Here is an 11,801-nt window from a genome sequence, read left to right on the forward strand (position 1 = left end):
TCGGGCCCTTTAAACAGGAGATAGCATTTATGGATTTCACCTATACTGCCCTGCCGTCCCGCATTGTATTTGGCCCCGGTAAGCGTGCCTGCGTCGGTGCCGAGGTGGAGGCCATCGGTGCCCACCGCGCCTTAATTTTATGCACGCCAGACCAACGTGAACAGGCGCAGCAGATCGCGAATTTTTTGGGAAAACGATGTGCCGGTATTCATGATGGGGCGCAAATGCATGTGCCCATCGAAAGCGCGCGCACAGCCCGGGAGGTTGCGCGCGACCTACAGGCCGATTGCGCCGTGGCTGTTGGTGGCGGCTCTACTATAGGCCTGGGCAAGGCGATTGCGCTGGAATCCTCGTTGCCGATCATCGCCATTCCCACCACCTATGCCGGGTCGGAAATGACGCCGGTGTATGGGATCACCAAGAATGGCCTGAAGACCACAGGCAAGGATGCGCGCGTGGTGCCGCGGTCAGTGATCTATGACCCCGAGCTGACCTACACACTGCCGGTGGAGATGTCGCTTGTTAGTGGGATGAATGCGATCGCCCATGCGGCGGAAGGGCTGTATGCGCGCGATGGCAATCCGGTGATGTCGCTGATGGCCGAGGAAGGCATTCGCGCGCTGGCCCAAGGCATGCCCGTGCTGCGCACCGAACCCAAGGATGTGGAGGCACGATCGCAATGCCTATATGGCGCGTGGCTGTGTGGAACGGTTCTGGGCCATGTCGGCATGGCGCTTCATCATAAGCTGTGCCACACGCTGGGTGGTAGTTTCAATCTGCCTCATGCGCAAACCCATACCATCGTTTTACCCCATGCGCTGGCTTACAACAGCCCGGCGGCCCCCGATGCGATGGCGCGGATCGCGCGGGCCATTGGTGCGTCAGACGGGCCACAGGGCCTGTACGATCTGGCGCGCCAGCTGGGCGTGCCGCTTGCGCTGCATGATCTGGGGGTGGAAGAAGCCGATCTGGACCGCGCCTGCGAAATCGCTTTGGCCAATCCATATTGGAACCCCCGGACTATTGAGGCGCAGCCGCTGCGCGCACTGTTGCAGCGCGCGTGGGAAGGCACTGCGCCCAAATCATAATATTAACGCCCGCATTTGCACCACGGAGAGGTTCGGCGGGGCGGATGCGGGCGGCAAAGCGGTTCGGTTAGGGTGCCGTGTCGGTCAAAGACAGCAGTTGGGAAAACTGGATAGGGGACAGCGCGATCCCGATTTTGTAGCTTTGCAATGCCTCTTCAGGCTGTGTCAGCTGATCGCGCCGCGCAAGGGTCGCCAGATCTGTTTGCACATCGCGAAGACGTGTCAGGATATGGTGCGCTGTCTTTTGTGTCATGCGGCGGGTTTGTGTCAGATATGCTGAATGATCTGTATCGGGCGCAAGATAGGCACGGCGCAGAAAATCCATATTCAGCGCGACAAGGGCCTGGTGCAATGGGCCGTCTCGGCGGAAGTCAACTGGGCCTTGCACCGTCAGCCGGACACGGTTACCCGGCATGACCTCAGCCAGGCCCAATTTCTCCAGCGCTATGCCCAGCTTGAAACTTTGCTGCGGCGACAACTGATAATGGTCTCGGATGGCGTCAAATGGCATCCCGTCTAACAAAAGCAGGAACAGATTGAAGGCAGGGCGGTTGGTTGCCAATCGGGCTTCTTGCATGCCACTCAATTGGGTTGGGCGCAGGTCAACATGGCTGGCCTGTGCCATCAGGTCATCAAGCGTCAGGTCAAGGGCTGCGCATATCTCAACCATTCGGCTTAATTTGCAATCCCGGTCTGCAAAGACGCGTTTTATCGTGGGCTCTGACACTTCAAGCCGCTGCGCCAAATCTGCATAGGTAACTTTGCGCGCCTTCAAAACAGATTTCAAAATCTCGAATAGTTCCGCCTGCATGCCGCCCCCTGTATGCTGATCGTCACCATTGGTATCATATATTGATACTCAAAATGTTGATATATCAGAGTTGGTATCTGATCAGTAGGGTTGCTGTGACATGTAGGAGCAACCAATGAAACATATTTTCCCTTCCATTGCAGCCAGCATTCTGGGGCTGGCAAGCCCTGCCTGTGCAGAGACGAAGACCGGCTGGACCGTGACCGCCTTTGATATGCCTGAAAGCGCCATTTTTGACGCTGCACATAATCGTATCGTGCTAAGCGTGATCGGCGGGCATCCGGGGCAGGCCGATGGCAATGGCCATCTGGCACTTATGTCCCCGGATGGCGTGATGTTGAACCGGGAATGGATCACCGGGCTGGATGCGCCCAAGGGGATGGCTATCATCGGCAACACGCTTCTTGTGGCGGATCTGACGCGGCTGCATGAGGTCGATTTGACAACAGGCACATTGACGCGCAGCCTGAAGGTGCCGGGTGCAGATTTCTTGAATGATATCACATCAGATGGGGCGCTGGCTTATGTCAGCGATTTCCTTGGCAATCGCATCTGGCAATATCAGGCGGGGGAAATGCGCGTCTGGCTTGAAGATGCGGCGCTGTCGCATCCCAATGGTGTGTTGTTGGATGGGTCGCGCCTTGTCGTGGCGTCATGGGGGCAGGGCATGCATGAGGATTTTTCGACAGATGCACCGGGTGCTTTGTTGGCGGTTGATTTGGAAACGCAAAGTATCAGCACTATCGCGCCTGATCTTGGGAATCTTGATGGGGTCGCGCGCGCAGGGAACATGTTGCTGACCAATGATTGGAACACCGGGGCGCTTTTCACGGTTGCGCCAAATGGCACGCATCAGCTTGTGAACACCTATCCCGTCGGACTTGCCGATATTTCGGTTCATGACAAAACGCTGTTTTTGCCGTCGATGTTGGAGGGCAGTTTGACCGCCCAAACCTACCCCTGACGCCTGCGCCCCCGATACGGTGCAACGCTGCACCAAGGGGGCGCATAAATCTGTTGGGCGTCGTGCCGGCATCCCGCGAACGCGGCCGATCAAGGCAGGCAAACCGCTTGACGCGCCGCCCATATATCGATAGTTCCGGATATATGGATAAGAATCATGCACTCAATGCTTTTGCGGCCCTAAGTCAAACCACACGGCTTGATGTGTTCCGTCTGCTTATTCAGGCCGGTGAAAAGGGTATGTTGGCCGGTGATATCAGTGACGCGCTTCAGGTGCGTCAAAACACCATGTCAGCACATCTTGCGACGCTTGCGCGCGCTGGGCTTATCCGCCCCACGCGCGAGGGGCGGGCCATCCGCTATGCCTCTGATATGGAGGGGCTGCGCGGGCTACTGGCGTTTTTGATGGAAGATTGTTGCGGTGGGCGCCCAGAACTGTGCCAACCTATTATCAAAGAACTTGCGTGCCCCTGTTAGGAGACAGAAAATGGCCAAAGGTCTGTATAATGTTTTGTTCTTGTGCACCGGAAATTCGGCGCGTTCGATCCTTGCCGAAGCGATCATGAACCGCGAAGGGCAGGGCCGGTTTCACGCCTACTCCGCGGGATCGCGCCCCGGGGCCGCGCCGCATCCCTATACGTTGGATCTGCTGCGTGGGCTGAACCACGACACGGGCTTTGCCCGCTCTAAAAGCTGGGATGAATTTGCACTGCCACAGGCACCGCAGATGGATTTTGTCTTTACCGTTTGTGACGCGGCCGCGGCCGAGGAATGCCCGCTGTGGCCCGGCCAGCCGATCACTGCCCATTGGGGTATGCCTGACCCGGTGCAGGTTGAAGGGGCCGATGCGGTGAAACGGCTGGCCTTTTCGGAAACCTACCGAATGCTGCGCAGCCGGATCTCTATTTTCCTTAGCCTGCCGATTGGGTCTCTGGACCGGTTGGCATTGCAGCGCAACCTGGACGACATCGGCAAATCTGTCGCCGCAGCGGATTGAATCGCCAAACGTTTTGGAAGGGCAGTATGAACAAGATATCGCGCCCCGCAGCGGGGGGATTGGGGCCATTTGAACGTTGGCTGTCTGTCTGGGTTGCGCTGGCAATCTTGGCGGGCCTGGTGCTTGGAAATTTGTTTCCCACGGCGTTCGCCGCTCTCGCCGGGCTAGAGGTGGCATCGGTCAACCTGCCTGTGGCGGTACTGATTTGGGCGATGGTCTATCCGATGATGGTGGGCGTGGACTTCTCTGCGCTGCGTCAGGTGGGGGACAGACCAAAGGGCCTGATTGTGACGGTGGTGGTGAATTGGCTGGTCAAGCCGTTCACAATGGCCGCGCTGGGCGTGGTGTTTTTCAAATATGTCTTTGCGGGGCTGATCCCGGCGCAAGACGCGCAGGCCTATTTGGCGGGGGTAATATTGCTGGGGGCGGCGCCGTGCACTGCAATGGTGTTCGTATGGTCGAACCTGACGCGCGGCGATGCGACCTATACGTTGGTGCAGGTCAGCGTGAATGATGTGATCATGGTCTTTGCCTTTGCACCGATTGTGGCCCTCTTGCTGGGGGTGACGGATATTGTCGTGCCGTGGGATACGTTGCTGATATCGGTTGGCCTTTACGTGATCTTGCCACTTCTGGCAGGGTATCTGACGCGGACGCGCCTTATCGCCACAGGGGCAGCCCCTGCGGTCGCGCGTTTCAAAGCCCGCGTTCAGCCGGTTTCCATCATTGGTTTGCTGCTGACTGTGGTGGTGTTATTTGCTTTTCAAGGCAAGGTGATTACCTCGCAGCCTTTGGTTATTGCCCTGATTACGGTGCCATTGCTGGTGCAATCTTACGCCATCTTCTTTTTGGCCTATGGCGCCGCGCGGGCATGGCGGATGCCATTCAATGTTGCCGCCCCTTGTGCATTGATCGGCACATCGAACTTTTTTGAGCTGGCCGTCGCAGTCGCGATCAGCCTGTTTGGGCTGGGATCGGGGGCGGCGTTGGCTACGGTGGTGGGCGTGCTGGTTGAAGTGCCGGTGATGCTGTCACTAGTGGCATTTGCTAATAAAACGCAGCACTGGTTCCCAAATGCGAACGACCCTGCCCAGTCCGGACGGCATCTGCACGATGTATCTAATTGACGTGAAAGGACAATGCATTGGCTGATACCCCGAACCTTGTCGAAGATCATTTTCGGCCGATGGATATCGACCGCCTGATGCCGCCCACACGCGCCACGCATGCCCCGCGCATCTTGCTGATGTATGGGTCCCTGCGAGAGCGGTCGTTCAGCCGGTTGATGACCGAAGAGGCAGCCCGCATCCTGACTCGGCTGGGTGCCGAAACGCGCAGCTACTGCCCCTCTGGTCTGCCGCTGCCCGATGACGCTCAGGCCAGTCACCCAAAAGTGCAAGAGCTACGCGATCTGGTCACCTGGTCCGAGGGGATGGTCTGGTGTTCGCCCGAACGGCACGGGGCGATGACCGGCATCATGAAAACGCAGATTGACTGGATCCCGCTGTCACTTGGGGGCGTGCGCCCGACACAGGGAAAGACCTTGGCCGTTATGCAGGTCAGCGGGGGATCGCAAAGCTTTAATGCGGTCAATCAGCTGCGCATTCTTGGCCGCTGGATGCGGTTGCTGACGATCCCGAACCAATCCTCTACCCCGAAGGCATTTCTGGAATTCGACGACGACAATCGGATGAAACCATCGCCTTTTTATGACCGGGTTGTGGATGTCATGGAAGAGCTGATGAAATTCACGCTGCTGACCCGCGATAGCAAGGACTATCTGCTGGATCGTTACAGTGAACGTGTTGAAACCGCGGCAGAGCTGTCGGCGCGGGTCAATCAAAAATCCATCTGACCGTATTGGCTATTTGGCTAAGCGGCGTGCCGTCCACGCGCTACTGCTGGGGGATGTGTGCGGGCATGTCACGGGTCAGCCCATCTGCAATTTCCTGCGCGATTTCTACGGCATTGACGCCCTCACGCTCGGCTGACAGGCGTAGCCCCAACAGATCCGACTGATATCGCCGCGCCAGAACCTGTGGATCATGGCACGCTGCGACATCACCATCTGCCTGCGCTTGGCGAAACAGCTGGGCAAATTGGGTTTCCATGCGCAGAAGGTGCTCATTTGCCTTGGCCGCCAGCGGATGGTCATGCGCATGAAGTTCCAAAAGCGTTTTCGACAACATGCAGGCTTTGGCCGGCGCACTGTCATTCGCGATGGCCATATGCGGAAAGCGCTTCAGGGCCTCTACCGCGCCATAGCTTTGCGCCAGCGTTTGTAGCCGGGCAGCACCGTCGGCTGCGTATTTGTCCAGTGCCAGTGCAAACAGCGCCTCTTTGGATCCAAACGCTGCGTAAAAGCTGCCTGGCTTCATCTGCAAGCTGGCCTCCAGATCCTTAAGCGATGTTCCTGCCCAGCCCCGGCGCCAGAACAGGTCGCGGGCGCGTTCAATCAATTCATCACGGTCATGGTTTGGTTTGCGCGGCATTTTTTCTCTTACTTGAATGGTCACTCAAATATATACTTGAGTGATTGCTCAATAAAGTCTAAATATCCCCCAATCGCAAATTATCAGGAAATGAAAATGACCTTCCCATCGCATGATCACGACAGCGCGCCCGAAGCTTCCAAACCGCTGCTGGAGGCATCGCAAAAGGCGTTCGGCCGTTTGCCGGGCCTGCATAAAGTTCTGGCGGAAAGCCCCCAGGCCTATGAGGGCTATCAGCTGCTGCATAAGCTGTTCACACAGACCGATTTCGATGCCGAGGAAATGACGGTGGTCTGGCAGGCGATTAATGTTGAACATGCATGCCATTACTGCGTTCCCGCCCATACCGGGATCGCGAAAATGATGAAGGTTTCAGATGAAATCACGCAGGCGCTGCGCGCGGAAACGCCTTTGCCTACCGCAAAGCTTGAGGCGCTGCGCCGGTTCACCGTTCAGATGGTGCGTGAACGCGGGAATGTTTCGCAGCGGCAAATGCAGGCATTCTTCGACGCGGGTTATGGCCATCGTGCGGTGTTGGATGTGATCCTTGGGTTGGCGCAGAAAACCATGTCCAACTATGTGAACCATGTGGCGCAAACCCCGGTGGATGAGGTGTTCAAGCCACTGGCATGGCAGCGTAGCGAAACGCCGTTGACGGTGTAAAACCTATAGGTCGCGCCGTGAACACCATCACAGCGCGGCCTTCTTGGCATGCCCGTTGGGCCGTTGGCTGGGGGCCTGTTTATGCGTTGATATCGAAAGTCAGCTGCACCTTGACTGCGCGGGCGCGATCTTGTGCCAATGCCATCGCATCCGCGGCGTTTTCAACCGGCAGGCTGTGGGTGACAATAGGCGCAAGCGTCATCTTGCGCGAATTGATCAGATCCACAGCTTGGCCGAATTCCGCATCAAAGCGATGCGTGCCGATCAGGTTCAGCTCTTTCGCGACCAGCATATTGAATGGCACAGGCGTGTCGCCCATCACGCCCACTTGCACAATCGTGCCAAGCGGACGGGTGCAACGGATTGCACAGTGCAGAGCTGGCAGCGCGGCAGAACATTCAAAGCACAGATCAAACGCACCTTTGTCGGCCTCATATTCCGACAGGGCGGCGGGGTCGCGCGCGACATTGATGGCGCGTGTCGCACCAACCTGTTTGGCGACGGCCAGTGTTGCATCTTGCAAATCGGTGACGACGATTTCAGACGCGCCGTGATATTTCGCCAAGGCGGCGCAAAGCGCCCCAATCGGTCCGGCCCCGGTGACCAACACGCGTTTGCCTGCCAATGGGCCAGCCACGTCCATTGCGCGTGTCACCGCCCGACAACACACGGCCAATGGCTCTGCCAAAGCGGCCTCGGCCATCGGGACATCATGGGCAATCGGGTGGCATTGATTTGCCCCGATCGACAGTCGGTCACGGAAGAATCCCTGCGCATGGGGCATGAACATCGCAGAGCCTTTGAACCGCATGTTCATGCAATGTTGGTGATCGCCCGCCTCGCAGAATTTGCAGCTGTGGCAGGGGTGGGACGGGTTAACCGCCACAGGCTGACCCACGGCCAGACCCGAAACATCAGCGCCAAGGGCGATTACGGTGCCTGCGGCTTCATGGCCGATGATAATGGGCTCTTGCACGCGGATCGTGCCAATTCCGCCATCGGTGAAGTAGTGGATGTCAGAGCCACAGATCCCGCCCGCGCCAATCGCCACGATCACCTCGCCCGGTTGCGGGGTCGGGTCGTCCATCGTTTCAACGCGCAGATCGTGTTGACCATGCAGCCGTGCAATGCGGATCGTCATAACAGCGTCCTAATTGTTCAGAAGGGAAGGGAGCCATGTGCTGAAGAATGGAACATAAGACACTAGCATCAGCACAATCAGATTTGTGATCAGGAATGGGGCGATGGCCCGTGTTACCTGCCACAGCGAGACCCGGCCGATATCGGCGCAGATAAACAGACACACGCCCACCGGCGGTGTGGTCAGGCCGATCATCAGGTTCAATACCGCAAAGACCGCGAAATGCAGTGGATCCACACCAACCCCGGTTGCCAGTGCCAGCAACGGCCCGAACAAGATGATTAGCGCCGCAATGGTTTCCATGAACATACCCACCGCCAGCAGCACCAGATTGATCAGCAAAATTACCAGAAATTTATTGTCGGTTACGCCCAGAACGGCATCGGCAATGGTTTGCGGGATACGTTCAGATACCAAGATCCAGCCGAATACATTCGCCAATCCCACCAGCGCCAAAATTGCTGCCGCTGACACCGCGCTATCAATCACAATCTTGGGCACATCACGCAATTTCAGCCCACGATATACGAAGGCCCCGACGACAAAGGCATAGACGGATGCGACAATCGCTGTCTCGGTTGGAGTGGCGAAGCCGATCAACAAGCCGCCAACGATAAAGGCGGTCATGGCCACAGCCCAGAAAGCGCCAAGGAAGGCCTTCCACAGCTCTCCCATGCCTTGCCACGGCTGGCGTGGGAAATTTTTGCGCCGGGCAATGATCCATGCGGTGATCATCATCGCGACGCCCATCAAGACCCCCGGTAAAGCCCCGGCAATGAACATCTTCCCGACCGAAATACCTGAAAGCGTGCCGACGATAATCATCGGGACCGAGGGCGGAATAATCGGCCCAACGGTGGAAGAGGCAGCGGTGATCGCGGCGGAAAAATCGGCCGGATAGCCGGCCTTCTTCATACCCGGGATCATCATCCCGCCGATAGAGGCCGCATCGGCAGCGGCCGTGCCCGAAATTCCGCCAAACAGCATGGAGGCCGCGACATTGGTCAGGCCCAGCCCGCCGCGCATCCACCCCACCAACGCCTGCGCCAGCCGTACGATACGCTCGGTGATGCCGCCTGCATTCATCAGGTTTCCGGCCAGAATAAATCCGGGGATACACAGCAAAACAAAGCTGTCCATCCCGGCATACATTTTCTGCGGGATCACCACCAACGGGATGCCAGCGACCGTCAGATAGGCCAAAGAGGCAACGCCCAGCGTTACCGCAACCGGCAGACCGATCACCAGCCCGCCAACGAAACAGCCCAGAAGGATTGTCAATTCCATCTTAGTAATCCTCACTCAGGCGGTCGGGGGTGCCGTCGGAGACACCGATCAACATTTCAATCACACGCAGGGCGGCAAATAAGCTTAGCGAGATAAGGGCAACCATGACCGACGCATGGATGACATCCATCCGAATGCCCAAAGACGGCGCGGTTTGGCGCGCACCAATCGACAGATACAGCAAGGTTGATTTGATCAGCACCACGCCAAAGCCAAAGGTGATCACGGCGCAAATCAGCCGCAGCGCCCATGCCAGCCGGGCCGGCAGCAGATCCATGACAATATCGACATTCACAAGGTTCCCGGAGCGATAGCTTAGCCCCACGCCAAACGCTGCCAGAAACAGCAGGGCAAACCGTGTCAGCTCCTCGGTCCAAACGACGGCATCTGTCAGCCCAGAGCGCCCGGCCAGCTGAAACAACACCGCCAGAATGATGACGGCAAAGCTGATCCCGGTCGCGATACGGGCGATGGTAATTAAGGTGGCAATGACCAGTTTCATGATGAACTCACGCGGCAAAGGGACGGTGGCCCGGGGCGCATCTGCGTCCCGAAACCGGGAAGGCCAGCCCAGTGCACTCAGGCTTGGGCTGGCGCTTGATTGGCGCGGTTATTCAGCGAAAAGTTGTTCGACCTGGGGCCGAATTTCTTCCGAGACAGAGCTTAGAACTGCGTCTTTGGCCGCGGCCGCAAAGGCTGCGTTATCTACTTCGACGAATTCCATGCCCAGATCTTCCAGTTGGGTTTGCAACTGCGCTTCATCCGCCAGGAATTGCTCGCGCTCCCATGTCTGGGCGCGGCTTGCAGCTTCCATCACTGCGGCCTGATCGTCTTCGGACATTTGGCTCCATGCCATGTCCGAAATCGTCAGATAGATCCAGGACCGCACATGCTGCGTCAGGTTCACATTGGACTGAACCTCGTTGAAATTGGCGGATTTAATCAGCGCCAGCGGGTTTTCCTGTGCATCAATCGTGCCGTTTTGCAACGAGGTGAACACTTCGGAAAAAGCCATCGGTGTGGGATTGGCGCCCAACGCTTTCCAGACGTTCAAGAACAGCGGCACGTTGGGAACACGCATTTTCAAACCGTTCAGATCCTCGGGCGAGGTGATCGGACGGTTGGATGTCAGGTTGCGCGGACCACGGGCGAAATAGGCGATCGGGCGAATGCCAACCTTGTCAATGATCTGCTGCTCGATCTGGTCACCCAGCTCGCCGCCAGCGACGGCATCCATATCCTCAAGCGAGCTATAGCCATAAGGAATCGCCAATAGCGCGGCCATCGGCGCATAGTTTTGCAGCGATTCACCCGTGATCGTCATATCGGCTGTGCCAAGTTGCATGCCGTTGATGACATCCATTTCCTTGCCCAGCGTTTCGTTGGGGTAGATTTCGACCTCGATCCTGCCATCGGTCAGGCCGGCAACTTCTTGCGCAAATTTTTCAGATGCTTTGTGCCAGATGTTATCCTCATTTGCCGGGTGCCCCAGCTTCAAGGTCATATCGGCGGCCAATGCGGATGTGGCTAAGGCCACAGTCGCCACGCCGGTCAATAGCGCGGTCTTGAGGGTTGTAACGACGGTCATGGTTTCCTCCCTTAAAAGTCGTTTTGCTGTAGTCTTGTCTTGAATCCTGTGCTGCGGTTACGCGGGCATGGGATCAAAATAATCGGGATATTCTTCGCGGATGCCCGGCAGATCCTGCAAAATCATCTGCAAATGTCCGCGCATCGCGTTTTCCGCGGCGAGCGGGTCGCCTGCTTCGACGGCATCGACCACGGCGGTATGCTGCTTGATCAGATGCGCAAGGGGGTAGGCGGTGGATGTCATTTGCCGCACCCGGTCCATCTGGGATTTCATCCCCTCAATCACAGCCCAGGCATTGGTGCGGCCTGCACCTTCGGCGAGGGTGTGATGAAATTCGTCATCCAGCGGGACAAAGGCTGCGGGGCGATCATCGGCCAGCCGGGTTTGGGCGCGGATCTGGCTGCGCAATTCACGGATCAGCTCGGCGGAAGGGGCAAGCGCGCAGGCCTTAACGATGTCAGCTTCCACGGCCTCGCGGACAAATCGCGCATCGGTCACCGCCTGTAAGGAGATTTTGCGCACAAATGTGCCGCGCTGCGGGCGGATTTCCAGCAAGCCTTCTTCGGCCAGCTTTATGAATGCTTCACGCACGGGTTGGCGAGATATGCCGAATTTCGCCCCTACCTCGGCTTCGGAAATCCGCGTGCCAGGGATCAGCAGGTTGCGCACGATACAATCGCGCAAAACGCGTGTCAGCTGCGGCCCCACGGGCAGCGACAGATCGACCCTGTGCAAATTGAGCTGTGCGAAATCCATATATCTTCCTCCCGT

The 11,801-nt window shown here is 57.6% G+C and carries 14 protein-coding genes; 7 read left to right on the forward strand and 7 right to left on the reverse strand.

Translation table 11 applies throughout. The annotated features are described in order from the left end of the window. Window positions 1-29 precede the first annotated feature (29 nt). Window positions 30-1,088: a maleylacetate reductase gene (locus BFP70_RS11910; protein ID WP_066011812.1), complete on the forward strand. Its 1,059-nt coding sequence runs from the start codon at window positions 30-32 to the stop codon at window positions 1,086-1,088. A 67-nt stretch (window positions 1,089-1,155) separates the two neighbouring features. Here BFP70_RS11910 and BFP70_RS11915 read toward each other — a convergent pair whose 3' ends face one another. Then, complete coding sequence (locus BFP70_RS11915) at window positions 1,156-1,899, reverse strand: helix-turn-helix transcriptional regulator (protein ID WP_066011813.1); 744 nt, start codon at window positions 1,897-1,899, stop codon at window positions 1,156-1,158. 115 nt (window positions 1,900-2,014) lie between these two features. On the opposite strand from BFP70_RS11915, the gene BFP70_RS11920 reads away from it, so the two are divergent. From BFP70_RS11920 to arsH, 5 genes are all read left to right on the forward strand, one after another. Beyond that, a complete protein-coding gene (locus BFP70_RS11920) occupies window positions 2,015-2,863 on the forward strand; it encodes a hypothetical protein (protein ID WP_066011814.1) in 849 nt (282 codons plus the stop codon). Window positions 2,864-3,006: 143 nt separating this feature from the next. Then, window positions 3,007-3,339 carry a helix-turn-helix transcriptional regulator gene (locus BFP70_RS11925; protein ID WP_066011857.1) on the forward strand — a complete coding sequence of 111 codons (333 nt, stop codon included), beginning with the start codon at window positions 3,007-3,009 and terminating at the stop codon, window positions 3,337-3,339. Window positions 3,340-3,349: 10 nt separating this feature from the next. Next, window positions 3,350-3,859 (forward strand): arsenate reductase ArsC, encoded by a 510-nt coding sequence (locus BFP70_RS11930; RefSeq protein WP_066011815.1) that lies wholly within the window; start codon window positions 3,350-3,352, stop codon window positions 3,857-3,859. Between the two features lie 26 nt (window positions 3,860-3,885). After that, window positions 3,886-4,986, forward strand: coding sequence for an ACR3 family arsenite efflux transporter (arsB, locus tag BFP70_RS11935; protein WP_066011816.1), 1,101 nt, complete (start codon window positions 3,886-3,888; stop codon window positions 4,984-4,986). Window positions 4,987-5,003: 17 nt separating this feature from the next. Then, complete coding sequence (gene arsH / locus BFP70_RS11940) at window positions 5,004-5,714, forward strand: arsenical resistance protein ArsH (RefSeq protein ID WP_066011817.1); 711 nt, start codon at window positions 5,004-5,006, stop codon at window positions 5,712-5,714. Window positions 5,715-5,754: 40 nt separating this feature from the next. Here the strand turns inward: arsH and BFP70_RS11945 are convergent, their stop codons facing one another. Then, window positions 5,755-6,351 carry a TetR/AcrR family transcriptional regulator gene (locus BFP70_RS11945; RefSeq protein WP_066011818.1) on the reverse strand — a complete coding sequence of 199 codons (597 nt, stop codon included), beginning with the start codon at window positions 6,349-6,351 and terminating at the stop codon, window positions 5,755-5,757. Window positions 6,352-6,447: 96 nt separating this feature from the next. Here BFP70_RS11945 and BFP70_RS11950 point away from each other — a divergent pair, with 96 nt between their 5' ends. Further along, window positions 6,448-7,014, forward strand: coding sequence for a carboxymuconolactone decarboxylase family protein (locus BFP70_RS11950; protein WP_066011819.1), 567 nt, complete (start codon window positions 6,448-6,450; stop codon window positions 7,012-7,014). A gap of 79 nt (window positions 7,015-7,093) precedes the next feature. Here BFP70_RS11950 and BFP70_RS11955 read toward each other — a convergent pair whose 3' ends face one another. From BFP70_RS11955 to BFP70_RS11975, 5 genes are all read right to left on the reverse strand, one after another. Beyond that, the gene (locus BFP70_RS11955) at window positions 7,094-8,155 is read right to left on the reverse strand and encodes an L-idonate 5-dehydrogenase (protein ID WP_066011820.1); all 1,062 of its coding nucleotides are present in this window, start codon (window positions 8,153-8,155) and stop codon (window positions 7,094-7,096) included. Between the two features lie 9 nt (window positions 8,156-8,164). Continuing rightward, window positions 8,165-9,442, reverse strand: coding sequence for a TRAP transporter large permease (locus BFP70_RS11960; RefSeq protein WP_066011821.1), 1,278 nt, complete (start codon window positions 9,440-9,442; stop codon window positions 8,165-8,167). A 1-nt stretch (window position 9,443) separates the two neighbouring features. Further along, window positions 9,444-9,944, reverse strand: a complete 501-nt coding sequence (locus tag BFP70_RS11965; RefSeq protein ID WP_066011822.1) for a TRAP transporter small permease — start codon at window positions 9,942-9,944, stop codon at window positions 9,444-9,446. Window positions 9,945-10,052: 108 nt separating this feature from the next. After that, entirely contained in the window at window positions 10,053-11,030 is a 978-nt protein-coding gene (locus BFP70_RS11970) for a TRAP transporter substrate-binding protein (protein WP_066011823.1), read from the reverse strand. Between the two features lie 57 nt (window positions 11,031-11,087). Then, window positions 11,088-11,786, reverse strand: coding sequence for a GntR family transcriptional regulator (locus BFP70_RS11975; RefSeq protein ID WP_066011824.1), 699 nt, complete (start codon window positions 11,784-11,786; stop codon window positions 11,088-11,090). Window positions 11,787-11,801: the final 15 nt, after the last annotated feature.

The organism is Thioclava sp. SK-1, from assembly GCF_001705665.1.
Classification (GTDB): Bacteria; Pseudomonadota; Alphaproteobacteria; order Rhodobacterales; family Rhodobacteraceae; genus Thioclava.